Here is a 25,431-nt window from a genome sequence, read left to right as displayed (position 1 = left end):
GTGGTACGCCATTGGTCTATACCGAAACCCGTAATAGACCAGAAACAAAATACCTCTTGCTACCTCTATGGACCGCTATGTATGCTCGCGGTCAATCCATCACCCCGAACCCGAGGAGAATGCAGTGCGACCACGCAAGTCGATGAAGATGCGAGTGGCTGCGGCTCTCGCGACGGTGGCGGCGGCCACGCTGATCATCACGGGATGCGCCGGCAGCGGCGCGTCCAGCAGCTCCCGCTACCTGAACGTGTACTCCGGCAACCCCGGCAACCTGACCGACAACTTCAACCCGTTCGTCGCCGACGTCGCCTACGGCGCGAACGGCGCCGTGCTCGGCGCGGTCTACGAGCCGCTCTTCTACTTCAACTCCGCCAAGAACGAGAAGCCGCAGCCGTGGCTCGGCACCGAGTACACCGTCTCGCCGGACGGCCTCACCTACACCGTGACCCTGCGCGACGGCGTGAAGTGGCAGGACGGCAAGCCGTTCACCGCGGCCGACGTCGCCTACACGTACAACCTGCTCGAGAAGAAGCCGGAGCTGAACCTCTACGGCCTCAAGATCGCCGAGGCGAAGGCCGTCGACGACACCCACGTCACCATCACGCTCAGCCAGCCGGACTACCCCAACGAGTACCGCCTGCTCGGCCTCACCTTCATCGTGCCGGAGCACATCTGGTCGTCCATCTCCGACCCGGCGAAGACCACCAACCAGAAGCCGATCGGCACCGGAGCCTTCGACTTCGGGCAGTTCACCCCGCAGTCGGTGACCCTCACGGCCAACAAGGACTACTACCAGAAGGGACAGCCGGCGATCCCCGGCATCCGGCTGGTCACGTCCACCGGCAACGCCGCGGCGCTCAACTCGCTCAACGCGGGCCAGATCGACTGGGCCGGCATCGCGCTGCAGGATGTGCAGAAGTCGTTCGTCGACAAGGACAAGAAGTACAACAAGTACACGTCCATCCCGGCCGACATCAAGGTGCTGATGCCGAACCTCAGCAAGGCGCCCTTCGACGACCTCGCCTTCCGTCAGGCGCTCAGCCTCTCGATCGACCGCGACGCGATCATCAAGCAGGCCTTCGGCGGGACCGACACCCCGGCCAACCCGACGAGCCTCCTGCAGCCCCGGGACGAGGCCTACATCCCGGCCGACTACAAGGGCAAGACGCTCGACCAGGATGTGGACAAGGCCAAGAAGATCCTCACAGACGCCGGCTACTCGTACGACGGCTCCGGCAACCTGATCGGCAAGGACGGCCAGCCGGTGAAATTCAAGATCACCACTGTCACGGGCTACACCGACACGATCACCGCCAACCAGCTGCTGGTGCAGGACTTCCAGAAGATCGGCGTGCAGGCGACCCCGGAGGAGCTGTCGCTCGGCGCCTACTCCACCGCTCGACAGAACGGCTCGTTCGACCTCCTGGACGACCGCATCCCGACCGGCCCGAACCCCTTCCAGCAGTTCAGCGACAGCCTGGACTCGGCCAAGACGGCACCGGTCGGCAAGCCGGCCAACGCCAACTTCGTGCGCTTCCAGGACCCGAAGGTCGACCAGCTGATCGCGCAGGCGGGCGGCACCAACGACCCGGCGCAGCTGACCAGCGCCTACCAGGCACTCGGCACCTACTTCGCCGAGAACCAGCCGTACATCATCCTCAGCCAGAACGGCGCGGTGACCACCTACCGCGACCAGTACTTCACCGGAATGCCAACGCCCGACAACCTGTGGGCGACCCCGTCCAACTGGCTGTCCGGCAACATCGGCTACATCGCCAAGTCGCTGAAGCCCGTCAAGTGACCCCTCGGCGCGGGACGGCGGTCACCCGTCGTCCCGCGCCCCGACCCGGCGGGACCACCTCATGCGCTACTACCTCAACAAGCTCGGCTTCTACCTGATCGCAGGCTGGATCGCGATCACCCTCAATTTCCTGCTCCCCCGGCTGGTCAAAGGCAGCCCGGTTGACGTCATCCTCGCCAAGACGCAGGGTGTCGCCCCGATGCCCCCGGAGGCCCGGCATGCCCTCGAACTGCAGTTCGGTGTCTCGCACGAGCCGCTCATCGTCCAGTACGGGCAGTACCTGCACAACATCTTCACCGGCCAGTTCGGCCTCTCGGTCAGCTACTATCCGACCCCGGCGATCGACGTCGTCATGCAGGCGCTCCCGTGGACGCTCGCGCTCGTCGGCCTCGCGACCGTCATCAGCTACGTGATCGGCGTCGTCTTCGGCTCGTGGCTCGGCTGGCGTCGCGGGAGCTGGACCGACGCGATCCTCCCCGCCTCCACCTTCTTCTCGGCGATCCCCTACTTCTGGCTCGCCCTCGTGCTCGTCTACGTGTTCGGCTCGATCCTGCACTGGTTCCCGGTCAGCGGCGGCTACGACCTCAACATCGTGCCCGGGTTCACACCGGAATTCATCGGCTCCGTCATCGTCTACGGCGCCCTCCCGGCGATCACGATCATCCTCGCGTCCGTCTCGGGCCAGCTGCTGGGCACCCGCAACATGATGGTGTCGACGATGGCGGAGGACTACGTGGTCACCGCGCGGGCGAAAGGGCTGCGACCGGGACGGGTCTTCGGCTCGTACGCCATGCGGAACGCCCTGCTCCCCAGCGTCGCCGGGTTCGCGATGTCCCTCGGCTTCATCGTCAACGGATCGGTGGTCACCGAGAGCGTGTTCGGGTACCCGGGCGTCGGCTTCACCCTGCTGACCGCCGTGCAGAACAACGACTACCCGCTGATGCAGGCGCTGTTCCTCATCATCACCCTGGCGGTCCTCGGCGCGAACCTGGTCGTCGACCTCGTCTACGGCTTCATCGATCCGCGCACGCGGCTGGCGAACTAGGAGTCCTCATGAGCTTCACGCAGCAAGAACTCGCCGACCCGGAGCTGTCCGGGTCCGAGCCCGACGCCGACGACGCCGCGGCCGTCCGCACCGGGTTCCTCCGGGCCACCGGCCGATCGCGCCGCACCGACCGGCGCCGCACCTCCCGCGGGTGGAAGTTCTGGGTCGGGATCGCGATCTGCGTCTTCTTCGCACTGGTCGCCCTGACCGCTCCCCTCCTCGTCCCGAACCCGAACCAGTCCAGCCCCGTCGGACTCCAGCCGCCGAGCGCGGAGCACTGGTTCGGCACGACGAACATCGGGCAGGACGTCTTCGCGCAGGTCTACGCAGGAACCACGGGCTCCGTCGTGATCGGCGTGGTCGCCGGCGCGATCACCGTGGTGCTCTCGATGCTATTCGGCATCGGCGGCGCCTTCCTCGGCGGGTACTGGGACAACCTCTCGTCCCTCATCAGCAACGTGTTCCTCGTCATCCCGGGCCTCCCGCTGCTCATCATCGTGACCGACTACGTCGAGTCGCGCGACATCGTGGTGATCGCCGTCGTCATCGCCCTGGTGTCGTGGGCGGGTGCGGCCCGCGTCCTCCGCGCGCAGACCCTCTCGGTGCGCTCCCGGGACTACGTGGATGCTGCGCGCGTCGCCAGCGAGTCGAACTGGCGCATCATGCTGCGCGAGATCCTCCCCAACCTCATGCCGATCATCGCCAGTCAGTTCGTCTTCGGCGCCCTCGGCGCGATCCTCGCGGAGGCCGGGCTGTCCTTCCTCGGGCTCGGCGCGCCCGGCGGCAAGAGCTGGGGCAGCATCCTGTTCTTCGCCCAGAACGCCCAGGCGATCACCCTCGGCGCGTGGTGGTGGTTCGTCCCACCGGGGCTCTGCATCGCCATCCTCGGGGCCGCCCTCGGCCTGATCAACTTCTCGATCGATGAGCGCATCAACCCGCGGCTGCGGACGGCGGCCATCGCCAAGCGCTCCCGTACCGCCCCGAAGGGAGCAGCCGCATGAGCGAACCGCTGCTGCGCATCAGCGACCTGACCGTCGATTACGCCACCGACCGCCCGGTGCGGGCCGTCGACGGCGTGTCGCTCGAGATCCATCCGGGCGAGATCGTCGGGCTGGCAGGCGAGTCGGGATGCGGGAAGTCGACCCTGGCGTACACCGTGACCCGGCTCCTGCAGCCTCCCGCCCAGATCAGCGGCGGCTCCATCGAGTGGCGCCGCGAAGACGGAGGGACGACCGACATCCTCGGTCTCGACGGCCGCGAGCTGCGCGCCTTCCGCTGGCAGGAGATCTCGATGGTATTCCAGGGCGCCATGAACGCCCTCAACCCCGTCCACCGGATCGGGGCGCAGATCGAGGACGTCTTCGTCGACCACCGCGCGGGACTCAGCCGCGCGGAGCGCCGGGAGCGCGCCGCCGAACTGCTCCGCACTGTCGGCATCCCGGTCGACCGGCTGAAGAGCTACCCGCACGAGCTGAGCGGCGGGATGCGGCAGCGCGTCATGATCGCCATGGCCCTCGCCCTGCGGCCCCGCCTGATCATCATGGACGAGCCGACGACCGCGCTCGACGTGGTCGTGCAGCGCAACATCCTGGAGGAGATCGACCGGCTGCGCAGCGAGTTCGGCTTCGCCGTGCTGTTCATCACCCACGACCTCGGTCTGCTGCTCGAGATCAGCGACCGGGTCGGCGTCATGCTGTCGGGGCGTCTGGTGGAGGAGAACACCCCGCAGGCGCTGCTCGACGGCGCCGGCCACGAATACACCCGGCACCTGCTGCGGTCGTTCCCCAGCCTCCGCGGCGACGTCCCGCTCACGGGCACACGCTATGTCGACATCGAACGAGGAGAGGAGGCGCTGGCATGACGACGCTCGAAGCGCTCCACCTGGCCAAGGACTACCAGATCCGCGGGAGCGGCCTGCGCCCGCACATCCTGAAGGCCGTCGACGACGTCTCGCTGATCGTGCGTCCGGGCGAATCCGTCGCCCTGGTCGGCGAGTCGGGCAGCGGCAAGTCGACGATCGCCAAGATGCTCATCCGGCTGGTCGATCCGACGGCGGGCGACATCACGCTCGACGGGGAGCGCATCGGCTCCGGACGCCGCGCCACCAAGCGCTACCGCAAACGCGTCCAGATGGTGTTCCAGGACCCGTTCTCCTCCCTCAACCCGTCGCTCCCGATCCGCCACCAGCTGGTGCGGCCGCTGCGCATCCACGGCATCGTGCACAGCCGCGCGGAGGAGGAGAGGGAGCTGCACCGGCTGCTCGACTCGGTGAACCTGGGGCCGGCGGCCGAGATCCTGGCGAAGTATCCGCACGAGCTTTCGGGCGGGCAGCGTCAGCGCATCGCCATCGCGCGGGCGCTCGCCCCGCAGCCGGAGGTGCTGATCGCCGACGAGCCGGTGTCGATGCTGGATGTGTCCATCCGGCTCGAGATCCTGCAGCTCCTCGACGACCTGAAGAAGCAGCGGAACCTCGCCGTGCTCTACATCACGCACGACCTCGCGACCGCGCGGCACTTCTCGACGCAGATCGTGGTCATGCGCCACGGCCGGGTGGTCGAGCGCGGTCCGTCGAGCGAGGTCATCCTCAACCCCATCCACCCGTACACGCAGCTGCTGGTGCGGGCGGCGCCGGACCCGCACTCCGAGGCCTTCGACCTCGACCCCGAGCGCTTCCGCCTCTCCCCCGACGTGCTGGTGACGCCCGACGATCCGGGCCCCGCGCAGCCGGGTCACTGGGCGCGTGCGTGGGCGGACGACGCCGCCGTCGCGGAGCTGCTCGCCACCGCCTGACCCCGGCGCCCCGCCTGATGCGGGAAACGGAGGTGCTCGGAACCCTTCCGGCCCCGAACCGCCTCCGTTTCCCGCATGCCGCGGCGCGCCGCCCTGGGAACTCCTCCGTTTTCGTCGCCGTTCGAAAGGGAGGAGATCCCAGCGACCGGCGCGGCGATTCGCCACGAACGGAGGCGCGCGCGGCCGCACGGTCCGGGATGTCCTCCGTTTGCGCAGCGGGCGGACGGTGACGCCGTAACGGGCGGAGAGGGCGGAGGATGCGGCTAGCGCGTGCGGGCGAAGTGGGTGCGCAGGCGGTAGCGCTCGCCCGCATACGTGATCGTCGACACGAACAGCGGACGCTCGGACTGGTCGACGGCGACCTGGCGCATGACCAGCACCGGCTTCCCGAGCTCCAGCCCCAGGTGCTCGGCGACCGTTCCGGTGGCCTCGCGCGCCTCGATCGTCGCGTCGGCGCGGAACGGCTCGACGCCGGCGTCCGCCAGGGCCTCGTAGAAGGATGCCGTGGCGAAGTCGACCGATTCGAGCGACGGGGCGATGGTCGCCGGCAGCCGCGTGACGTCGACGGCGATCGGCACCTCGTCGAGCAGGCGGACCCGCTCCAGGTGGAACAGCGGAGTGCCCGGCGCCACGCCCAGCTCCTCCGCCTCGTCCAGCGTCGCCGCCTTCGTCTCCGCGCGCAGCACGGTGGACGACGCGGCCAGTCCCATCCGGTTCGCGGTCTCGGTGAACGACTCGAGGTTGTTCGGGAAGTCCTTGCCCGGCGCCGGCGCCTGGGCGACGTACCAGCCACGGCCGTGCGACGCGCTGAGCACGCCGTCCTCGACCAGCTGACTGAGCGCCTTGCGCAGCGTCACACGCGAGATCGACAGCTGCTGGCACAGCTCGCGCTCCGGTGGCAGACGTGAGCCCGGCTTCAGCACGCCGGTGGCGATCTCGTGGGTGATCAGGTTGATCACCTGGATCCACAGGGGCTCGGGGTAGTCAGGCCGGATGGCGGCGACCGCGTCTCGACCGAGAGTCTCCGGCTGCGTCAACGTCGATACCCTCTCCCTGCCGATAGCACGCCTCATTCATACCACTCGTTACCGCGCCGCGAGACGATCGAATGCCGCGGCGAGTTCCGCGCTGACTCCGCGCGCATCCGCGTGCTCGTCGTGGTGACGCACCACCCGACGCGCCCCCTCGGCGAACGACACCTGCGGCGCGAAGCCGGGCACCAGCCGCTGCAGCTTCGTCGTGTCGAACAGCATCGTGTGCCGGAAGTCGTGCTCCAGCACCTCGTCCCAGCCGGGGATCTCCTCGCCGATGGTCTGGCTCGAGCGGTGCACCAGCAGCGGCGAGCGAACCCCGGCGGCGCGGGCCAGCTCCAGGTGGATCTGATCCCAGGTGAGGATGTCGCCGCTGACGACGTTCACGCCCTCGCCGATCGCGTGGCCCTCGCCGAGCAGCGGCACGAACGCGCGGGCGAAGTCGCTCGAGTGCATCAGCGTCCAGAGCGATGTGCCGTCACCGTGGACGACGACCGGTTCGCCCGCGCGCATCCGCTCGATCGCCGTCCAGCCGGCGAGCACCGGGACCGTCGTCTCGTCGTACGTGTGGAACGGGCGGACGATCGTGAGCGGGAATCCCTGCTCGCGGTACGCCTCTTCGAGCAGCAGCTCGCAGGCGATCTTGTCGCGGGCGTACCCGAAGACGGGCTGCCGGCGCGGGGTGGATTCGGTGATCGGCAGCAGCGGAACCGGGCGCGCGAACACGGAGCACGTCGAGATGAAGACGTACTGGCCGGTGCGTTCGCCGAAGTAGTCGACGTGGCCGTCCAGGTCCTTCGGCGTGAACGCGACCCAGTTCACGACGGCGTCCCACCGTTCGTCGCCGAGCAGGGCCGCCAGCGCTGCAGGGTCGCGCACATCGCCGGTCAGGAGGCGGACACCCTCCGGTACCGGACGCCGGGGCGCCGACCGCGTCACGATGGTGAGGTCGATCCCCCGCTCAGCGGCCTCGCGCGCGGCGGCCGAGCCGATCATCCCGTTGCCGCCGAGGAAGAGCACTCGCGCGCTCATGCGTCCACCCTCCCGCGGGACACGCCCAGGCCGACCAGGTGACGGTACGACTGCTCCAGCGCGTCGAAGGTGTCGACGCTGAGCCGCTCCAGCTCGACGATGTGCCAGCGCAGACCGGAGGGAGCCGTCAGGATGCGCTCCCAGTCCATCGCGCCCTCGCCGATCGGCACCATGACGTCGTCCTCATAGCTGACCGCGGGCCCGTCCTTGATGTGGATCAGGCGCGCGCGGTCGCCCAGCCGGGTCAGCACCTCGGCGGGATCGGCGCCGCCCATGCGCGCCCAGTAGGCGTCGAGTTCGACCACGACCCGCGGGTCGAGGAGGTCGAGCAGCAGGTCGTACGCCTGGCGGCCGTCGAAGTTCTGCGAGAACTCGGCGAAGTGATTGTGGTACCCGATCGCGAGGCCCCGGGCGGCCGCGTTCTCCGCGGCCTCGTTCACCCGCTGGACGCCGGCGCGGATGCTCGCCGGAGAGTCGAACTCCTCGCGCTCCATCGACCATACCAGGGTCGGCGCGCCGAGAGCCTGGGCCGCATCCAGCAGCCGCTCCGCGGGCTCGCCCGCCGGGAACGGGGTGTGGGCGCTCGTGATGGCGAGGCCCGAGGACGCGGCGGCGATGCGCACCCGCTCCGCTCCGTACGCCTCGACCAGCCCGTACGTCTCGACGCCGAGATAGCCGATGGCGGCGACGCGGTCGAAGGTGCCCTCCAGGTCGGCGAGCGCCTGCTCCAGGATCGTGTACCCCATCACGGCGAGCGGTCGTGCGCCGCCGCCGTCCTCCGCGCTCACAGCGCGCCCGCCGTCCACTGCAGGGCGCGCCGGACGAGCTCGCGCACGGGCGGTTCGCCCCACGAGCGCAGGTCGTGTCCGAGTGCCAGGTAGACCACACGACCGTCGCCGACCTGGCGCGCGTACATCACGGGGATCTCCGCGCCGTCCGCCCTGTGCCGCCGCGCGAGCACCTGCACGTCGTCGTCCGCGAGTTCGAACTCGTAATACTCGTCGAACAGCTCGAAGTCGTCGATGCCCTCGGTGATGGGGTGGTCACCCACGATCTCGATCGTGTGCCTCCCCTCGTGATGACCCGGCCCGTGCGAGAGGTACCGGTTTCCGACCAGCTCGAACATGGGCCGGTCCGCCGGGTCGAGCCCGTCGCCCTGCCAGCCCAGGATGTTGGCGCCGTGGATGCCGACGAGCCCCTTCCCTCCGCGGACGGCCGCGGCGAGCGCCTCCTGCTGCGCCGTCGGGAACAGCCCACCGGAGGTGTACAGCAGGTAGGTGTCGGCGTCGGCCGTCTCCGGGCGGGCGTCGACGAAGCGGTTCATGCCCATCCCGCGCCGGGTCACCAGGCCCGCCTCGATGCCGAGCTGCTGGTACACCAGGGAGGCGGTGAGCAGGTCGTGGTGGATGTCGTCGCCGTTCACGACGACCAGTGCGTTCTTGTTGCGCGTCATCTCTCTCGTTCTCTCGCGAGACCGCGGGCGGACCGGCTGACCGGCCCGCCCGCGGACGGTGCACGTCCGGTCAGGAGACCGGCTTCAGCTTCAGCGCCACCACCGGGTTGGGGTACGGCGCGAAGTAGGGGTTGTCCTCGCTCGGCCAGCCGGTGACCTTCGCGCTGCTCCAGTCGCCGTAGTTGCCCCAGTAGAACATCACGATCATCGGGAGCTGGTCGATCCAGATGCCCTCGAGCTGCTCCAGGATCTTCGCCCGCTCCTCGTCCGTGGTCGCGAGCGGGTACTTGTTGAACAGCTCCTTCGCGACCGGGTCGTTGAACCGCTCGATGTTCTCGAACGTCGGCGTCGCCTGCCCCAGCGGGTAGTACTTGTTCGGGTTCATCATCGAGTCGTAGATGTTGAACGCGCGGGGTGCGGGGCCCACCGGGTATCCGATCGTCGACTGGAAGGTGCCGTCGGCGGTGATCTTGTTGATGTCGTTCACCGAGGTGGTGTCGATGTCGAGCTTGATGCCGAGGTCCTTCAGCTGCGATACGAGCACCTGGGCGCGGGCCGCGATGTCGGTGTACGACGCGGGGAAGCTGACCGAGAACTCGACCTTCTTGCCGTCCTTCTCGTAGTAGCCGTCCGATCCCTTCGTGTAACCGGCATCGGTCAGCTGCTTCTCGGCGGCCGGCTTGTCCTGCTTGAAGTCGAGGTTCTTGTACTTGGATGCGACCTCGCTCTCGAAGGCCGGCATCGGGAGCCCGGTCTGGCTCGTCGCGGGCGGCGAGTCCGTCGCTGCGCCGATCTGCGCCCGGTCGACGCCGAGGCTGATCGCGCGTCGCACGGCGATGTCGCTCAGCGGCCACTTCTCCAGGTTCGGGATGAGGCCGTCCGATCCGACGACCGGTGCCCAGTAGTGGTTGTCCTTGCTCTTGGAGAGGTAGGTCTTCTCGGCGTCGGCGATGTAGGTGCCCGACCAGTCGGCCTGGCCCTGCACGAGCGCGTTCGTCTGGCCCTGGTTGTCCTTGTAGGGGATGAACCGGATGCCGCCGATCTTGGCGGGCGTCTGCCAGTAGTCCTTGTTCGTCTTGAGCACGAAGCTCTGCGGCGAGAAGGTGTCGAGGATGAACGGCCCGGTGCCGACCGGGTTCTTGTCGACATACTTGGTGGGGTCGCCCACCTTCGACCAGATGTGCTTGGAGACGATCGCGGCCGAGACCAGCGAGGTGAACTTCGTCTCCGACGGTGCCGCGAAGGTCATCACGACGGTGTCGGGGTCCTTGGCCGTGATGGTGTCGAAGTCGACGCCGCCCACGTTGAGGGCCGGGTACTTCTTCAGCAGGTCGTAGGTGAACACGACGTCATCGGCCGAGAACTTCTGGCCGTCCGTCCACTTGACGCCCGACTGGAGGTGGAGGGTGAGCGTCTTGTTCTCGTCGCTCCACTCCCACGACTTCGCCAGCCACGGGATGTCGTGCCCGATGTCGACGTTGTTGATCTGCACGAGCGGCTCGTAGATGAAGCCGCCGGCGCCCTGGTTCGTGTAGGTGGCCCCCTGCGCGGTGTTGGGCAGGTACGGGTTGAAGGACTGCGTGAGGCTGTCGGACTGACTCGCCACGTTGAGGATCAGTCCGTCGCCCGAGCCCGAACCGTTCGACGAGCAGGCGGCGAGCGGCACGACGAGCGAGGCGGCCAAAGCCGCGCCGATGGCGGCGCGACGTATGGACCTTCTGCGATTCATTGCTGGTCTCCCTTGGTATCGGTTGTTTCTGGAGCGTCTGTGCTCGTTGGAGCGTCTGTGGGGGCCTGCGGCCCGGTGTGGATGCGGCGGCCGGCCGGTCGCACGGCACCGAGCCCGTAGGCGACGGCGTTCTCGGAGCGCCGTTCGGTCGCCTCGGCGTCGTCCGCGTACAGCCAGCACTTCGCCCACTGGCCCTCCTCGAGGGCGAAGGCGGGCGGCGCGTCCGTGCGGCACCGCTCCATCGCGAACGGGCAGCGCGGGTGGAACCGGCACCCGGTGGGCGGGTCGATCAGGCTCGGCGGCTGGCCGATGTCGCGTGGCCGTGCCTCGTCGGGACGCGACGGATCCGGTGCCGAGGCGATGAGCAGCTGCGTGTACGGATGCGCCGCCTTCTGGGTGACCGTCTCGCTCGGGCCGGCCTCGACGAGCTGTCCCGCGTACATGACGCTGGTGTCCTCGGCGAAGTAGCGGGCGGACGCGATGTCGTGGGTGACGTACAGCAGCGCGACGCCGCGCTCCTCCACCAGCCGGCGCAGCAGGTTGAGCACGCCGAGGCGGATGGACACGTCGAGGCTCGACACCGGCTCGTCGGCGAGGAAGACATCGGGGTCGGCGGCGAGCGCCCGCGCGATCGAGATGCGCTGCAGCTGACCGCCCGACAGCTCGTGCGGGTACTTCTCCGTGAACTGGCGCGCCGGCCGCAGGCTCACCTGCGCCAGCAGGTCGTCGATGATGCGCCGCTGGGCGGCGCCGTCGGCCTTCGGGTGATGGATGCGCACGGCGCGCGTCAGGGTGCGCGCGATCGTCGCGACCGGGTTGAACGACCCGAACGGGTCCTGCAGGATCAGCTGCACCTTGCTGACGTGCGCCCGGAACGACGCCCCGCCCTTCACCCGGACCGGCTTGCCGCGGTACAGGATCTCTCCCGACGACACCGGGTGCAGCTGCGCCAGCAGCCGGGCGAAGGTCGACTTGCCCGATCCGGACTCGCCGACGAGCGCCATGATCCGTCCGGCGTAGAGGGCGAGCGACACGTCGTCGGCGGCGTGGACGACGCGGCGCGGACCGCGACGGAACGGCGAGCTGTGCACCGTGAAGTGCTTGGTGACGTGGCGCGCCTCCAGCAGGGGCGCATCCTCACCGGAGGGTGCGACCTCCTGCGGCGCGGTCTCGATGGTGGTCATCGGGCATCCTCCATTCGGGCGTGCGGAAGTTCGGCGACGGCGTCCGGCGTCCGGTTCGGCGCAGAACCGTCGCCCTCGTAGAGCAGGCAGGCGGCTTCCGCCTGTCGCCACTCGGCCGGTCCTGCCAGCGGGATGAGTGGGGGAACGACCTCGACGCACCGGTCGAATGCGAGCGGGCAGCGGGGCGCGAAGGCGCATCCCGTCGGCAGCTTGCGGAGGTCCGGCGGCGACCCGGGGATGCCGGCGAGCTCGCGCTTCGGGCCGGACAGGGTCGGGAACGACGCCAGCAGCCCCTGACTGTAGGGGTGCCGCGGGTTCCGGTAGAACTCGTCCGCGTCCGCGAGCTCCACCACGCGTCCGGCGTACATGACCGCGATGGTGTCCGAGAGCTCGATGAGCAGCGAGAGGTCGTGGGTGATGAACACCACGGCGAAGCCCAGCCGGTCCTTCAGCTCGATGATCTTCTCGATGATCTGGCGCTGGATGACGACGTCGAGCGCCGTGGTCGGCTCGTCCATCACGATGATCTCGGGGTCGAGGGCGAGCCCCACCGCGATCATGGCGCGCTGCCGCATCCCACCGGAGAGCTCGTGCGGGTAGGCGTTCACCCGGTCGGTCTGGATGCCGACGAGCCCGAGCAGTTCGACCACGCGTGCGGCGCGATCCGCGGCCGACAGGTCGGGGCGGTGCGCGCGGAGCACGTCGTCGAGCTGCGCACCGACCGTCAGCACGGGGTTGAGCGCGTGCATGGCCGACTGGAACACGATGGACAGCTCGTCCCACCGGAAGTCGCGCAGCTCGCTCTCGCTCATCCGCAGGATGTCGATGGTCGAGCCGTCGGAGTTCGTGTAGAGGATCCCGCCGCCGGTGATCTGCGCGGGCGGCTTGTGCAGCCGCGTGATGGCGTAGGCCAGCGTCGACTTGCCCGATCCGGACTCCCCCGCGATGCCGAGGACCTCGCCGCGGCGGAGCGTCAGCGACACGTCGTTGACGGCCGGCGTCACCGAGTTCTCGCCGACGTAGTCGACGTGCAGGTTCTCGATCTTCAGGATGACGTCGCTGGTCACCGGGTCGTACGGCTGGTGCGGCGGACGCTGGCCGCGCACCCGCGCCGGCCCGCGCACGATCTTCGCCCGCTGCGCACGCACCTGCGCCCGCTGCGCCTTCCTGGTGCCGATGCCCGCCTGGCGCAGCCGCGGGTTGATGAACTCGTCGATCCCGAAGTTCACCAGCGACAGCCCGGTGCCGAGCAGCGCGATCGCGAGCCCGGCGGGGACGAACCACCACCAGGAGCCGGTCAGCATCGCGCTCGAGACCTGCGCCCAGTAGAGGATGGTGCCCCACGACCACTCGGTCACGTTCGTCAGCCCGAGGAACGCGAGACTCGCCTGCGTGAGGATCGCGCCGGTGACCGTTCCGAGGAAGCTCGCGGCGATGACGGCGATCTGGTTCGGGAAGATGTCGCGGAAGATGATGCTGGACGTGCGCTCGCCGGTCGCCCTGGCCGCTTCGACGAAGTCGCGTTTGCGCAACGACAGGGTCTGCGCCCGCAGCACGCGAGCGCCCCACGCCCATCCCGTGATCGAGATCACCAGGATGATGCCGAGCGATCCCGACTTCGGCAGGTAGGAGGCGAGGATGACCGTGAGCGGCAGGGCGGGGATGACCAGGAACACGTTGGCGAGCAGCGACAGGAGTTCGTCCGAGAGCCCTCCGAGATAGCCGGCGGCCAGACCGACCAGCACCGAGAGCACGGTCGCGACGATCGCCGCACCGACGCCGACGAGCAGCGAGATCTGCGTGCCGTACAGCATCTGCGACAGCACGTCCTGGCCGGTCTGCGTCGTGCCCAGCCAGTGCTCCGGGCTCGGCGGCTGCAGGGTCGCCTTGCTGACCGCCGACGGGTCGTACGGCGCCACCCAGGGGCCGATGATCCCGAAGATGCAGAAGACGGCGGTGATGACGATGCCGGTGAGGGTCCAGGGACGGCGGAAGGCGCGCATCCACGCGAAGCGGGATGTCGGGGTGTCCGTCTCGGCGTTCTCCGCTTCGACGGCGGTGGCGGCGGCGATGGCCATGTCAGCTCAGCTCTCTCGTGTGCGGGGGTCGAGGAAGACGTACATGAGGTCGGCGAGGAGGTTCGCGACCAGGACGGTGATCGTGATCACCAGGAAGATGCCCTGCATGAGCGGGTAGTCCTGGGCCTGCGCCGCCTTGAACAGCACCGTGCCGATCCCGGGGTAGTTGAAGACGACCTCGGTCACGATCGAGCCGCCCACCACGAAGCCGAGCGACATCGCGAAGCTCGAGAACGACGGGAGGATGGCGTTGCGCGCCGCATAGCTGAACATCACGCGCCGCTTCGGGAGGCCCTTCGCCTCCGCCAGCCGGACGTAGTCCTCGCTGAGGGTGGTGACCATCATGTTGCGCATCCCGATCAGCCAGCCGCCGATCGAGGCGACGACGATGGTGAGCGCCGGGAGGACCGCGTAGTACGTGGCGCTGCCGATGAAGCCCAGGTTCCAGCCGATCGTCTCGGTCACCGAATAGCCGCCGGAGAGCGGGAACCAGTGCAGGACGATCGAGAAGATCAGCACGACGCAGATCGCGAACCAGAAGTACGGGATGCTCGACAGCAGCGTCGTGAACGGGATGAGGCCGTCCAGCCACGAGCCCCGCTTCCAGCCCACGATCATTCCGAGGCCGGTTCCGATGAGGAAGCCGAGCACCGTGCACACCGTGATGAGCACGAGCGTCCAGCCGATGCTGCTCGCCAGCACGTCCGACACCGGGGTCGGATAGTACGCGTACGACGTGCCGAAATTGCCCGTGAACAGGTTCTTCCAGTAGTCGAGGTACTGCTGCCACAGGCTCGCGTCGCTCTGGCCGAACAGCACACGGAGCGCTTGGATGGCGTCCGGCGACAGCTTGCCGTGGAACTTGGCGATCAGCGCGTCGGCCGGGCTGCCCGGCATGATGCGCGGGAGCAGGAAGTTGAGGCTGATCGCCGCCCAGGCGGTGATCAGATAGAAGACGGCTCGTCTCAGGAGCACTCTCATGGGCGGTCGGTGTCCTCCGCGTCGATCGGGCGGGTGGTGGGTGCGGCCTCTGCGGCCGTCCGTGCGGGCTGGGCGAGCCAGCGCGCCGCGTTCGTGACGAGCCGGCGGACCTCCGTCGACCCCCAGGCCCGCAGGTCGTGGCCGAACTGCAGGTAGCAGACGCGTCCGCGTCCGTAGGCGTGCGCGGTCACCAGCGGCTCGCGTCCGTACGGGGCATCGCGCCAGGCCAGCACATCCACCCCCGGCTCGACGGCGAGGCGGTAGTGCTCGTGCTCCAGCTCGAACGGTTCGACGCCCTCCGTCACCGGATGCGGCGCCAGGCCGACGGCGAACCGGGACTCGTGGGGGCGCGGACCGTGGTCGAGGTACCGCGCGCCGATCACCGGCACGAGCGCGTCGTCCTCGAGGTACGCCGTGGAGTGGACGGCGAGCAGTCCTGCGCCGCCGGCCACCGCGCGCTCGAGGCCCCGGCGGGCGTCGTCGTCGAGCTCGCCGGCGGCGCGATAGAGGGCGATGACGTCGTCCGGCGCGTGCGGGCCGGATGCGGAAGCCGGTTCGCGCAGCGACCCCGCGCCGATGCGTACGCGGGTGGCGAGACCTTCGTCGGCCAGCATCGCCTGGAGCTCGACGCCCGCGCCGAAGAGGTCCTCGTAGACGTCGTCGCCCACGAGCATGACCGTCGCCGTTCCCATCCGCGTCACCACGTCGACCGCAGTTCGCCCACCGGCGACCACAGTCCCTCGTCGAGCCCGCTGAGCAGGGCATTGTCGTTCACCTGGAGCGGCAGCCCGACGCGGCCCCGCGACCGGCTGCTCTCGTAGGTCGCGAACACGATGGCCGCGCCGGCGAGAGCGTGGCGCGCGGCCAGAACAGGCTCCTCGCCGGTCTGCAGGCCGTCGACCAGATCGGCGACGGCCTCGCGGGTGCAGGCGAAGATGGCCGGATCGATCCCGTGGTCCCAGGTCGACGGATCGCTCGCGTACGGGGACGCGAAGCGCATGCCGTCGACCCCGAACCGCTGGACGATGCACTCCTGGCCGTTCACGACGATCCTGCCGCGGCTGCCCTGCAGGATCAGCCCGAGGTTGTTCTCGCGGTTCAGGATGGGCGTGGCCGGCTCACGACCGGTCGCGATGGTCGCGCGGACGCCGTCGGACCAGGCGACCTGCGTCAGCGACGACGTCTCCACGAACGCGCCGTAGACGTAGCGGTTGGTGCTGACATCGATCTGCCCGAGCACCCACTCGGCCGGCTCGTCGTGCCGGTAGAACAGCGCGAGGTCGACGATGTGGCTGCCCCAGTCGAAGAGGTTCGGGCAGTAGCCCTCGATGCTGACCAGCTCGCCGATGGCGCTGTCGTCGAGCTGGGCCCGGGCGAAGCGGTGCACCGGCTCGAACCGGCGCTGCAGATTGACGGTCAGCTGGACGCCTGCATCGGCCGCACGCTCGGTCATCGCGACGGCATCGCCATAGCTGAGCGCGAAGGGCTTCTCGCAGTGGATGGCGCGGACACCCGCGTCGATCGCCGCGTCGACCACGGCGCGGCGGAAGGCGGGAGGCGTGCACACGCTCACGATGTCTGGTCGCTCCTCGCGCAGCATCGCCGAGACGTCGGAGTAGCTCCGCGGAATTCCGAGTTCGGTCGCGAGCCGGTCGGCCGCGGCGCTGTCGACATCGGCGACCCCGACGAGTCGCACCCGCTCGTCGGCCTGGTAGGCGGCGGCGTGGACCCGGCCCTGCCCACCGGCGGCGACGACGACCGCAGAGTACGTCTGCATGTGCTTCTCCATTGAACTTCTCGGGTGCCGAATCGGCTGCGGGGTGGACCCGACTGTATCCCAGATCGATACCACCCAATGCCAGACTAAGACAGAATGTGAGCGGTAACAAGAGATGGTTTCTTCGTTTACGCGGTCGAAACAATGTGTGACCGGTTTTCATCGACCCGAGCGCGCATCCACATAAGACCACAACGGACCACCGCGCTACACTGCTCGCATGCTGATCAGCCGTGTCGTCGCCGCCCGCACCTCCCGCATCGAGGAGGTCCCCACCCCGGAGCCGCACCCCGGCCAGGTGCTCGTCGAGATCGTCGCCAGCGGCGTGTGCACCTCGGACCTCTCCCCGTGGCTGCGGGGACCGGGAGACGGCGGCGAGCCCATCGAGCTGGGGCACGAGATCTCCGGCCGCGTCGTCGCCGTGGGATCCTCCGCGTCGCGCTGGAAGGAGGGCGAGTTCGTGACCGGCCTCGGCGGCCCCGGCTTCGCGACCCACGCCCTCCTGGAGGAGGACCTGCTCCTTCCCGTCCCCGCCGGGATCGAGCCGGCTCACGCCATCGGAGAGCCGATCGCGACACTCGAGGAGGCGATCTCCCGCACCCCGCTCAGCCCCGGCGCCCGCGTGGCGATCGTCGGACTGGGATTCATGGGTCTCGGGCTGCTGCAGCTCGCGCTCGCCCGGGCACCGCGCACCGTCATCGCCGTCGACCCCAACCCGGAGGCGCGGGAGCGCGCACTCGCCCTCGGCGCCGCGGTCGCCCTGCACCCGGACGAGGTCGCCGCCTTCGTGGATGCCGCCGAGGGTGCCGGGACCGCCGACCCCCGCGCCGACGTCGTGCTGGAGGCGACCGGAGTGACGCCGGGACTCGCCACCGCATCCCTGCTGGTCCGGCCCTTCGGCACCCTGTGCGTCGTCGGATACCACCACGCGGGCACCGCCCCCTTCGACATGGAGCTCTGGTACAAGGGCGCGACGGTGGTCAACGGCTTCTGCCCGGACCATCCGCGCGTCATGCGGGCGATGCGGGACGCCCTGGCGCAGGTCGCTTCGCGCGGGTTCACCTTCGCGCCGCTGATCACGCATCGCTTCGCGCTCGACGGGGTGGATGCGGCCTACGAGCTGATGGCTCAGCGCGCCTCCGGATTCGTCAAGGCCGTCATCGAGCCGTGAGCCGGCGCGGCGCCCGCCGCCGCTTCCGAAAATTTCTCTTTACCAATCGCGCACCAAAGCTATACATTCCCGGGTAACCGCTTTCCGGCTTCGACGAAGGGCACACCCGTGACCACCACCTCCCGACCCTCGAGCACCGCCGCTCCCGCCGGTCCGCGACTGAAGCGCAGCCTGGGCACGCCGTCCCTCCTGCTCTTCGGCCTGGCCTACATGCTGCCGCTCGCCGTCTTCACCACCTACGGTCTCGTCACCGAGACCACCGGCGGCCACCTCGCCGGCGCCTACTTCGTCACGACGATCGCGATGCTGTTCACCGCCGGCAGCTACGCCAGCATGGTGCGGGCCTACCCCGTCGCCGGCTCCGCGTACACATACACGCAGCGCACCTTCGGCCGCCACCTCGGCTTCCTGACCGGGTGGACGCTGCTCCTCGACTACCTCGCCCTCCCCCTGCTCAACTACCTCGTCATCGGCATCTACCTCAATGCGGCCTTCCCCGCGGTTCCGGCGTGGGTGTGGGTGGTCGGATCGGTGGTCGTCGTCACCCTGCTGAACGTGATCGGCATCACCCTGGTGTCGAGCGCCAACCTGGCGCTCGTCGGAGTCCAGATCGTCTTCATCGTCGTCTTCGTGGCCACCGGGATCGCGTACCTCTCGGGCGGGGCGACCGTCCCGAACCTGCTCGACCCGTTCTTCTCCGGCAACACGACGCTGGGCGGGATCGCCGCAGGCGCCGCCATCCTGGCGCTCGCGTTCCTCGGCTTCGACGCCGTCTCGACCCTCAGCGAGGAGGCGAAGGACGCCAGGAAGAGCATCCCGCGCGCGATCATCCTGTGCACCCTGGTCGGCGGCCTGCTCTTCATCGCCACCGCCTATGTCGCCGGGCTGGTCTTCCCCGACTTCACGAACTTCACCGACACCGACTCCGCTCCGCTCGACGTGATGACGCGGATCGGCGGCGGCGCACTTTTCACGTTCTTCACCGCCGCCTACATCGCGGGCAGCTTCGCCTCTGCGATGACATCTCAGGCCAGTGTCGCGCGCATCCTGTTCGCCATGGGCCGCGACGGCCAGCTGCCCCGCCGCGTGTTCGCCGCCATCCACCCGCGTTTCAAGACGCCGTGGCTGTCGGTGCTCATCGTCGGCGTTGTCGGTCTCATCGGCGCACTGCTCCTGCCGCTGGACGTCGCCGCATCGGTGATCTCCTTCGGCGCGCTCGTCGCCTTCAGTTTCGTGAACCTCGCCGTGATCAAGCACTACCTGATCGACCAGCACGAGCGGGGAACGCGTGCCGTGCTGGCGCACCTGGTGGCGCCGCTGATCGGTTTCGCCCTCACCGTCTGGCTCTGGACCAGCCTCTCCCTCACGACATTCATCGCCGGCGGGATCTGGGTGCTGATCGGCGTCGTCCTACTCGCGATCCTCACCTCCGGCTTCCGGCGCAAGCCGCCCGCGATGGACTTCTCGGAGGAGGACCCTGCACCTCTCCCGGAGGCCTGAGGGCCACGTCTTCCGGTCGGCTGCTCAGCCCGCGCAGACGGCGAGGAGGAACCAGCCGGAGTGCGGGATCCACTGCTCGGCCCACCGCCACTCCTCCCCGTCCGGCGCGTCGACCGGGAGGAAGGCGACGCCTTCCTCGTCCGTCCAGCCGGAGGTGATGCCGTTGACGATGCCTCCCAGGGTGTTCTGATACACCGCGGAGTACTCCACTCCGTTCCTCCCGCGGCCCTGGAGCATGCACGAGTCGAACGGGTTGAGGCCGCCGACCCAGGCGATCACGTCGGCGTTCAGCCGGCGGAGGCGGGCCCGGAGCCGCTCGTCGATCTGCGGCAGACGCGCCGCCACGGCCGCGGCATAGGCGAAGGACGCGAGCCCGGCGTTCTCGCCCTGCCACCAGTACCCGGTCTCGTTCTCGTGCGGGAAGAAGAACGCGTCGCGCGGTTCCGCTCCGATGGGCTGGACGCGCTGCCGCGGGTAGCCGAACGGGTTGGGCGCGGCATCCGTGCGCTGCAGCACTCCCGTGAGGATGGCGAGCGCAGTGCGCTCCGCGGCGTCGGCGGCATCCGCGTCCGCGTCCGTGTTCGTGTCCGTGCCCGCTGCCGAGCCCTGCCTCAGCACCTCGGCCCAGCGCAGCAGTGCCACAACGGGCAGGCCGGCCTCGGCCGCATGGAAGTAGGGCCGCCCCTCCACGTCGCCCACCAGCCATGCCCCGGTCTCGCCGTCGCGAAGTCGCTGTGCGATGGACTCCGCGCGGCGCGCCCCCGCCGCAGCGAATGCCTGTCGTTCCACCCCGGTACCGCCGGTGGCTGCCAGCAGTTCCGCGGCGGCGAGCAGCGCGCAATAGTCGTCGATGATCGACTCCTCGCCGTCGAAGAGATAGTCGCGGTTGTGCTGCTCCAGATGCTCGAAGCCGCGCACCGCCGCGGCGAAGTACTCCTCGCGACGGAAATCGCCCTCGTCGTCGGCGCACGAGGCGAGAGCAAGCGCGGCGATCGCGAGGCCCCCTCCCTGGCGGTACGCCGCCTGCCACCGCTGGGTGCGGACGCTGTCCTGGAGCGGCGCCGTGATCACGCGCTCCTCCAGCCGCTTCGTCAGCGCGTCGAAGATGGCCGTGTAGAAGAAGCCGCTCGGATCCCGGAAGCGCACCAGGAAGTCGGCGCCGAACAGGCCTTCGTCACGGAGCCGCGGATACTGACTCGTCCGGAAGCCCGGATGCGCCGTGCGCAGCTCCCGGCCCGCGGTCAGCAGTGCCCAGGCACAGAGCGGGATCTGCTGCGGACTCATCATCCGGGTGTAGGTGAGATGGCTGAGGAACTTGCTGTGGTCGCCGGATGCGTCGAGCCAGCCACCGCGTGCATCCACCGTGCGGCCGGAGTCGTCGTCGTAGAAGCGCGCTGCGGCATCCTTGCGATCGATCTCCCCGCTCGACCGCTGCGCGCGGAACATCGCCGTGATGTCGGACACGACGAGGCTCGGGATGCGGTCCTCCGCGATGACGAACGGCGCCGACGCGACGCCGCCCTCGCCGGTGTCGGCGACGAGCCGATAGCGACCGGGCGTCGTGATCGACGAGAAGTCCGCGCGGGCGTAGGGCCGTGCCGACCACCGGGAGACGCGCTGCGGTGAGTCGACGGCGACGGACACGATGCCGCTGTCGTCGAGTCGCTCGATCCGAAGGCGCGGAGCGACATCGAACCCGACGAGGACGGCGGCCTTCGGCGCTTCCGTGTCGTAGCCGAGATGGCTCACGAGGATCGCGGGTTCGTCGACCGTCTGCATGCTGCCTCCATGTGCATACCAAGGAGTACCACACGATACCAGGGCGATCCCCCAGCGCTGGTATGCGGGCGCGTCAGCGACGCACGAGTCGCGAGCCGACGACCCACGCGAGGCCGCAGAGCACCGCTGTCACTGCGAACGCCCCGACGAACGGAACGCCGCCGGCGAGGCCGCGAAGGGCTGCGAAGACGACCGCCGTCGCGGCCAGCGCGACCGCGGAGCCGGTGGAGTCGGCGATCGTCAGGGCGGAACTGTTGAAACCCTGGTCGGCGGTCGTCGAGTAGTGCAGCGTGAGGACGCCGAGGCGCGGGTACACGAAACCCATGCCGGCGCCGGCGAACGCCCAGCCGACGACCACGACCCACGGATCGAGGTGCCAGGCCGCCGTGGCGATGAGCGACGCGAGGGCGATGGTCAGCCCGGTGGCGCCGAGGCGTGCGGCCAGACGGTTGCCGATGCCGGGGAAGCGGCCCTGCGCCCACGAGGCCGCCGACCAGCTGAGGCCGGCCGCGGTGAGAGCGAGGCCGGCGATGGCGGCGGAGAGCCCGTACTCGGTCACCATCATGAGCGGTACGTAGACCTCGGAAGCGAAGAAGGTTGCGGCGACGATGGCACGCATCAGGATGACGCTCGGCAGACCGCGACGCGCGACCAGCGTCCCCCGCGGCACCAGCGGACGGATCGCGACAGCCGCGACCGCCACGGCGAGCACCGGCACGATCCACTGGATCGGGCCGGACGCCTCGGCGCCGAGAGTGAGGGCGAGCACCGCCACGGCGAGCAGCAGGGACCACAGGATGCGCCCGACCGGGAAGGACCCCGGCTCATCGGGAGCCCGGCGCACGCCGCGCATCACCGGAACCACCATCAGCATGGCGAGGGCGGTCAGCGCGACGACGCCCAGGAACACCCAGCGCCAGCCGACGGTCTCGCTCAGCACGCCCGCGATGAACGGACCGATCAGCGACGGGATGACCCACGCCGCGGCGAAGCCGGCGAAGATCCGGGGATGCAGTCGCGGCGGATACACCCGGGCCACGATGACGTACAGCACGACGGTGAGCGCTCCGCCGCCGAGACCGTGCACGAGGCGCCCGGTGACGAACACCCCCATCGTCGGGGCCAGTCCCGCGGTGAGGAGACCGGCCGCGAAGAGGACGACGGAGGCGATCAACGCCGACCGGGGATTGCCGCGGTCGGTCCACGCGCCGGCGGTCACCATCCCGACGACGCCGACCGCGAGGGGACCGGCGAAGGCGAACGCATAGAGCGAGGCGCCGTCGAGCTCGCGGCTGACGGTGGGCATGATCGTGGTCACGGCGAGGGCCTCGAAGGCCGCGAGCGTGATCAGGAGGCACATCCCGATGCTCGTCCAGCGGAACGGTGCGCTCAGCACGCCGCCGGCCGGCGCGACATCGGGGGTGGCGGGGGCCGCGGTCTCCGAATCCAGGTCGCGCGAGCTCATGGGCTCCAGCCTAGGCCGAGCCGCCGACGCCGGTCGGGGCCGGTCCCGGGCGCCCGGGTCGGCCGGTGGCGTCAGCTGACGGAGACCGGAGGAGCGGTGGAGGCGCGGACCACGAGGTCGGGCCGCAGCGTCACCGGCGTCGGCTCCGTCCCGCCCTCGATCTCGGTCACCAGGCTCTCGACACTTCGCCGGCCGAGCTGGGTGAAGTCCTGCAGCACGGTCGTGAGCGGCGGCCAGTAGTGAGCGGCTTCGGCGATGTCGTCGAAGCCGACGACACTCACGTCTTCGGGGATCCGCCGCCCGAGTTCGTGCGCCGCGTGATAGACGCCGAGCGCCATCTGGTCGTTGGAGGTGAACACGGCCGTCACCTCCGGATCGCCGAGCACCTGGCGGCCGAGTCGGTAGCCGGATTCCGCGGTCCAGTCGCCTTCCGGCGACGGCATCGGAGTGAGGCCGGCGGCGGCGAGCTCCGACCGGTAGCCGTGGACGCGGGCCTGCGCCTCGAACCATTCGAGCGGCCCCGACAGGTGGACGATCCGCCGGTGGCCGAGGTCGATCAGATGCCGGGTCGCGGCCCGGGCGCCGGCCACCTGGTCGACGGTGAGCTCGCGCTGGACCGACGCCGGGCCGCCCAGCAGGGTGACATACGGGACGTCGAGGCGTGCCGTCTCGAGCTGCTGCAGCACGACCTCCTGCGGCGCGATGACGATGAGCCCTTCGACCGATTGCGCGAGCAGGTGGTCGAGGCCGGCGGCGATCGACTCCGGCTCGAGGTCGGCGAGTTGGGCGACGGCGATGAAGTAGCCGGCCGCGCGGCCCGCATCCTGGATGGCGTTGATGCTCGACACCGGCCCGTAGAGGGCCGCGGCGGACGTCGAGAGGATGCCGATGGTGCGCGATCGGGCGGTGACCAGCGCCCGGGCGGCGCGATTGGGCCGGTAGTGCAGCTGGTCCATGGCGACCAGCACTCGCTGCCGCGTCGACTCCCGGATGCTCGGATGACCGTTGATCACGCGCGAGACCGTCTGGTGCGAGACGCCGGCGAGGGCGGCGACATCCCGCATGCTGGAGGCCCGCTGATGCTCGGTCACCGCGCCCCCTCCCGTGCGTCGCGACGCGCGCGGCGGCGCCGCGGCTGCCCCTATTATGCGGGATCGGCTCCAGCAGGCCGCCCGGAACGCCGACGGCGCGAGCGCGAGAGGGCGCCGACCCCCAGCGCGACGACGGCCGCGACCGCGGGGAAGACCAGATGCCATCCGGCGAGCACGAGCAGCCCGGCCGCGAGCACGCACGAGATCAGCGCCATCCACCAGCCGAGCGAGCGCGCCGGGAGCAGCCGCAGCGCCGACGCCACTCCCAGGCCGTAGACCGCGGCCGCGATGCTGGTGTGGACGAGGATGAACGGCTGGAGGTCGCCGCTCGCCAGCACGACGACCGAGTACAGAGCCATGACGACCGCCGACAGCAGCAGCCCGCGCCGGGCGACCGCGCCGTTCTCGACGCCCCGGCCGAACCAGGCGGGGAGATCGCCGTCGCGTCCCATGGCCGCGCCGAGCTTGCTGAAGGCCGCCAGGTAGGCGTTGAAGACGCCGGTCACCACGATGGCGGCGATCACGGCGACCACCACGCCTCCTCCGTCACCGGTCGCCACCCGGACGAGGTCGAGCAGCGGGACATCGCTCGTCGCCGCCTTCTCGCCGAGCACCACGACCGTGACAGCCTGGATGGCGAGGTACGCGACCGAGACGATGACCAGCGCGAGCGCGGTCGCCCGGGGGATGTCGCGCCGGGGGTTCCGGAACTCGCCGCCGATCCCGGCGACGGCCTCCCACCCGGCGAAGGCCCAGATGTAGAGACTCATCGCCAGGCCGACGCCCGCCCAGCCGTGCGGGAGCAGCGGCACGAGGTTCTCTGGGCGCGCGTGCGGCGCCGCCGCCGCCAGCACGAAGATCAGCACCGCGACGAGCGCGCCCGACAGGACGAGTTGCACCGAAGCGGCGAACCGCACGCCGAAGGCCGTCACGATGACCGGGATCACCATCAGCCCGATGGCGATCAGGGTCGTGCTGAGCGCGTCGCCGCCGATCACCGCGACCACGTACCGGGCGGTCATCAGCGCCGCGATCGGCGCGCCGATGGGTGTGCCGAAGAAGAACCAGTACCCGATCACGCGGGCGGCGTCCGGACCGAACGCACGCCGCGCGAACGTGGCGACGCCACCGGCGTCGGGGTGCCGTCGCGCGAGAGCGGCGAAGGTGCTCGCCAGCGGCACCGAGATCAGGGCGAGCGCCGCGACGGCCAGGATCGCGCCGGGACCGGCGGCGGCCGCGGCGAGCGCCGGGAGCACGAGGATGCCCGTGCCGAGCACCGCCGCGATGTACAGCGCGGTGCCGCCGGCCACTCCCAGCCGCCCGTGCGGGGTCGCGGACACCCGCGGATCGCTGAGGTCTGGCTCCGGGGCGCCGCTGCGCGTCGTGCTGCGGTTCGTCGTCGAGGGCCCGCGTTCCGTCATCTGCTCATGATGGCGCGGACCTCCGACATGCGGGCTGCACATCCACCCGCCGAGGGTTACGGCGCACCCGACACCGCGGGAGGATGTGCGGCAGAAGGAGGTC

Annotated in this window: 21 protein-coding genes; 7 read left to right on the top strand and 14 right to left on the bottom strand. The window is 69.8% G+C overall.

Going from position 1 to position 25,431, the window contains the following annotated elements; translation table 11 throughout:
• Window positions 1–124 precede the first annotated feature (124 nt).
• The 5 genes from ABIC47_RS08170 to ABIC47_RS08150 all read left to right on the top strand — a co-directional run bounded on the left by ABIC47_RS08170 (window position 125) and on the right by ABIC47_RS08150 (window position 5,636).
• Window positions 125–1,801: an ABC transporter substrate-binding protein gene (locus ABIC47_RS08170; RefSeq protein ID WP_354479230.1), complete on the top strand. Its 1,677-nt coding sequence runs from the start codon at window positions 125–127 to the stop codon at window positions 1,799–1,801.
• A gap of 61 nt (window positions 1,802–1,862) precedes the next feature.
• Window positions 1,863–2,846, top strand: coding sequence for an ABC transporter permease (locus tag ABIC47_RS08165; RefSeq protein WP_018189846.1), 984 nt, complete (start codon window positions 1,863–1,865; stop codon window positions 2,844–2,846).
• Between the two features lie 8 nt (window positions 2,847–2,854).
• Complete coding sequence (locus ABIC47_RS08160; protein ID WP_354479226.1) at window positions 2,855–3,847, top strand: ABC transporter permease; 993 nt, start codon at window positions 2,855–2,857, stop codon at window positions 3,845–3,847.
• On the top strand, window positions 3,844–4,707 hold the full coding sequence (locus ABIC47_RS08155; RefSeq protein WP_018189844.1) for an ABC transporter ATP-binding protein: 864 nt from the start codon (window positions 3,844–3,846) through the stop codon (window positions 4,705–4,707). Before ABIC47_RS08160 ends, ABIC47_RS08155 begins: the two co-directional genes overlap by 4 nt.
• Complete coding sequence (locus ABIC47_RS08150) at window positions 4,704–5,636, top strand: ABC transporter ATP-binding protein (protein WP_354479223.1); 933 nt, start codon at window positions 4,704–4,706, stop codon at window positions 5,634–5,636. Before ABIC47_RS08155 ends, ABIC47_RS08150 begins: the two co-directional genes overlap by 4 nt.
• Before the next feature lie 263 nt (window positions 5,637–5,899).
• Here the strand turns inward: ABIC47_RS08150 and ABIC47_RS08145 are convergent, their stop codons facing one another.
• The 10 genes from ABIC47_RS08145 to ABIC47_RS08100 form a co-directional block, all read right to left on the bottom strand.
• A complete protein-coding gene (locus ABIC47_RS08145; protein WP_018189842.1) occupies window positions 5,900–6,673 on the bottom strand; it encodes a GntR family transcriptional regulator in 774 nt (257 codons plus the stop codon).
• A gap of 48 nt (window positions 6,674–6,721) precedes the next feature.
• Window positions 6,722–7,699, bottom strand: coding sequence for an NAD-dependent epimerase/dehydratase family protein (locus tag ABIC47_RS08140; RefSeq protein ID WP_354479219.1), 978 nt, complete (start codon window positions 7,697–7,699; stop codon window positions 6,722–6,724).
• Window positions 7,696–8,487 (bottom strand): sugar phosphate isomerase/epimerase family protein, encoded by a 792-nt coding sequence (locus ABIC47_RS08135; protein WP_354479216.1) that lies wholly within the window; start codon window positions 8,485–8,487, stop codon window positions 7,696–7,698. Before ABIC47_RS08135 ends, ABIC47_RS08140 begins: the two co-directional genes overlap by 4 nt.
• Window positions 8,484–9,152 (bottom strand): ThuA domain-containing protein, encoded by a 669-nt coding sequence (locus ABIC47_RS08130; RefSeq protein ID WP_354479213.1) that lies wholly within the window; start codon window positions 9,150–9,152, stop codon window positions 8,484–8,486. Before ABIC47_RS08130 ends, ABIC47_RS08135 begins: the two co-directional genes overlap by 4 nt.
• Window positions 9,153–9,222: 70 nt before the next feature.
• Entirely contained in the window at window positions 9,223–10,881 is a 1,659-nt protein-coding gene (locus tag ABIC47_RS08125; protein WP_231371095.1) for an ABC transporter substrate-binding protein, read from the bottom strand.
• Window positions 10,878–12,065 carry an ABC transporter ATP-binding protein gene (locus ABIC47_RS08120; RefSeq protein WP_354479210.1) on the bottom strand — a complete coding sequence of 396 codons (1,188 nt, stop codon included), beginning with the start codon at window positions 12,063–12,065 and terminating at the stop codon, window positions 10,878–10,880. The genes ABIC47_RS08125 and ABIC47_RS08120 overlap by 4 nt, the downstream gene beginning before the upstream one ends.
• Window positions 12,062–14,143 carry a dipeptide/oligopeptide/nickel ABC transporter permease/ATP-binding protein gene (locus tag ABIC47_RS08115; RefSeq protein ID WP_089881034.1) on the bottom strand — a complete coding sequence of 694 codons (2,082 nt, stop codon included), beginning with the start codon at window positions 14,141–14,143 and terminating at the stop codon, window positions 12,062–12,064. The genes ABIC47_RS08120 and ABIC47_RS08115 overlap by 4 nt, the downstream gene beginning before the upstream one ends.
• Before the next feature lie 6 nt (window positions 14,144–14,149).
• A complete protein-coding gene (locus tag ABIC47_RS08110; RefSeq protein ID WP_018189835.1) occupies window positions 14,150–15,124 on the bottom strand; it encodes an ABC transporter permease in 975 nt (324 codons plus the stop codon).
• Entirely contained in the window at window positions 15,121–15,816 is a 696-nt protein-coding gene (locus ABIC47_RS08105; RefSeq protein ID WP_354479205.1) for a ThuA domain-containing protein, read from the bottom strand. Before ABIC47_RS08105 ends, ABIC47_RS08110 begins: the two co-directional genes overlap by 4 nt.
• Before the next feature lie 5 nt (window positions 15,817–15,821).
• Window positions 15,822–16,901 carry a Gfo/Idh/MocA family protein gene (locus ABIC47_RS08100; protein ID WP_354479203.1) on the bottom strand — a complete coding sequence of 360 codons (1,080 nt, stop codon included), beginning with the start codon at window positions 16,899–16,901 and terminating at the stop codon, window positions 15,822–15,824.
• Window positions 16,902–17,121: 220 nt separating this feature from the next.
• Between ABIC47_RS08100 and ABIC47_RS08095 the strand changes: the two genes are divergently transcribed.
• A complete protein-coding gene (locus ABIC47_RS08095) occupies window positions 17,122–18,072 on the top strand; it encodes a zinc-binding dehydrogenase (RefSeq protein ID WP_354479200.1) in 951 nt (316 codons plus the stop codon).
• Window positions 18,073–18,180: 108 nt separating this feature from the next.
• Window positions 18,181–19,572 carry an APC family permease gene (locus tag ABIC47_RS08090; protein ID WP_354479197.1) on the top strand — a complete coding sequence of 464 codons (1,392 nt, stop codon included), beginning with the start codon at window positions 18,181–18,183 and terminating at the stop codon, window positions 19,570–19,572.
• A 24-nt stretch (window positions 19,573–19,596) separates the two neighbouring features.
• Here ABIC47_RS08090 and ABIC47_RS08085 read toward each other — a convergent pair whose 3' ends face one another.
• From ABIC47_RS08085 to ABIC47_RS08070, 4 genes are all read right to left on the bottom strand, one after another.
• Window positions 19,597–21,351 (bottom strand): cellulase N-terminal Ig-like domain-containing protein, encoded by a 1,755-nt coding sequence (locus tag ABIC47_RS08085; protein WP_354479194.1) that lies wholly within the window; start codon window positions 21,349–21,351, stop codon window positions 19,597–19,599.
• A 73-nt stretch (window positions 21,352–21,424) separates the two neighbouring features.
• Window positions 21,425–22,816 (bottom strand): MFS transporter, encoded by a 1,392-nt coding sequence (locus ABIC47_RS08080; RefSeq protein WP_354479191.1) that lies wholly within the window; start codon window positions 22,814–22,816, stop codon window positions 21,425–21,427.
• A 71-nt stretch (window positions 22,817–22,887) separates the two neighbouring features.
• On the bottom strand, window positions 22,888–23,907 hold the full coding sequence (locus tag ABIC47_RS08075; protein WP_354479188.1) for a LacI family DNA-binding transcriptional regulator: 1,020 nt from the start codon (window positions 23,905–23,907) through the stop codon (window positions 22,888–22,890).
• 53 nt (window positions 23,908–23,960) lie between these two features.
• Entirely contained in the window at window positions 23,961–25,328 is a 1,368-nt protein-coding gene (locus tag ABIC47_RS08070) for an APC family permease (protein WP_354479185.1), read from the bottom strand.
• Between the last annotated feature and the right edge of the window lie 103 nt (window positions 25,329–25,431).

The sequence above is a fragment of the Leifsonia sp. 563 genome (genome assembly GCF_040545055.1).
Classification (GTDB): Bacteria; Actinomycetota; Actinomycetes; order Actinomycetales; family Microbacteriaceae; genus Leifsonia.
This window is presented reverse-complemented; position numbering and strand designations above follow the sequence as displayed.

Excerpts from the sequence above, each read along its gene's own strand:
- ABIC47_RS08165 (WP_018189846.1), top strand. The coding sequence starts at position 1,863 with ATGCGCTACTACCTCAACAAGCTCGGCTTCTACCTGATCGCAGGCTGG.
- ABIC47_RS08160 (WP_354479226.1), top strand. The coding sequence starts at position 2,855 with ATGAGCTTCACGCAGCAAGAACTCGCCGACCCGGAGCTGTCCGGGTCC.
- ABIC47_RS08155 (WP_018189844.1), top strand. The coding sequence starts at position 3,844 with ATGAGCGAACCGCTGCTGCGCATCAGCGACCTGACCGTCGATTACGCC.
- ABIC47_RS08150 (WP_354479223.1), top strand. The coding sequence starts at position 4,704 with ATGACGACGCTCGAAGCGCTCCACCTGGCCAAGGACTACCAGATCCGC.
- ABIC47_RS08140 (WP_354479219.1), bottom strand. The coding sequence starts at position 7,699 with ATGAGCGCGCGAGTGCTCTTCCTCGGCGGCAACGGGATGATCGGCTCG.
- ABIC47_RS08130 (WP_354479213.1), bottom strand. The coding sequence starts at position 9,152 with ATGACGCGCAACAAGAACGCACTGGTCGTCGTGAACGGCGACGACATC.
- ABIC47_RS08125 (WP_231371095.1), bottom strand. The coding sequence starts at position 10,881 with ATGAATCGCAGAAGGTCCATACGTCGCGCCGCCATCGGCGCGGCTTTG.
- ABIC47_RS08120 (WP_354479210.1), bottom strand. The coding sequence starts at position 12,065 with ATGACCACCATCGAGACCGCGCCGCAGGAGGTCGCACCCTCCGGTGAG.
- ABIC47_RS08115 (WP_089881034.1), bottom strand. The coding sequence starts at position 14,143 with ATGGCCATCGCCGCCGCCACCGCCGTCGAAGCGGAGAACGCCGAGACG.
- ABIC47_RS08110 (WP_018189835.1), bottom strand. The coding sequence starts at position 15,124 with ATGAGAGTGCTCCTGAGACGAGCCGTCTTCTATCTGATCACCGCCTGG.
- ABIC47_RS08105 (WP_354479205.1), bottom strand. The coding sequence starts at position 15,816 with ATGGGAACGGCGACGGTCATGCTCGTGGGCGACGACGTCTACGAGGAC.
- ABIC47_RS08100 (WP_354479203.1), bottom strand. The coding sequence starts at position 16,901 with ATGCAGACGTACTCTGCGGTCGTCGTCGCCGCCGGTGGGCAGGGCCGG.
- ABIC47_RS08095 (WP_354479200.1), top strand. The coding sequence starts at position 17,122 with ATGCTGATCAGCCGTGTCGTCGCCGCCCGCACCTCCCGCATCGAGGAG.
- ABIC47_RS08085 (WP_354479194.1), bottom strand. The coding sequence starts at position 21,351 with ATGCAGACGGTCGACGAACCCGCGATCCTCGTGAGCCATCTCGGCTAC.
- ABIC47_RS08080 (WP_354479191.1), bottom strand. The coding sequence starts at position 22,816 with ATGAGCTCGCGCGACCTGGATTCGGAGACCGCGGCCCCCGCCACCCCC.
- ABIC47_RS08070 (WP_354479185.1), bottom strand. The coding sequence starts at position 25,328 with ATGACGGAACGCGGGCCCTCGACGACGAACCGCAGCACGACGCGCAGC.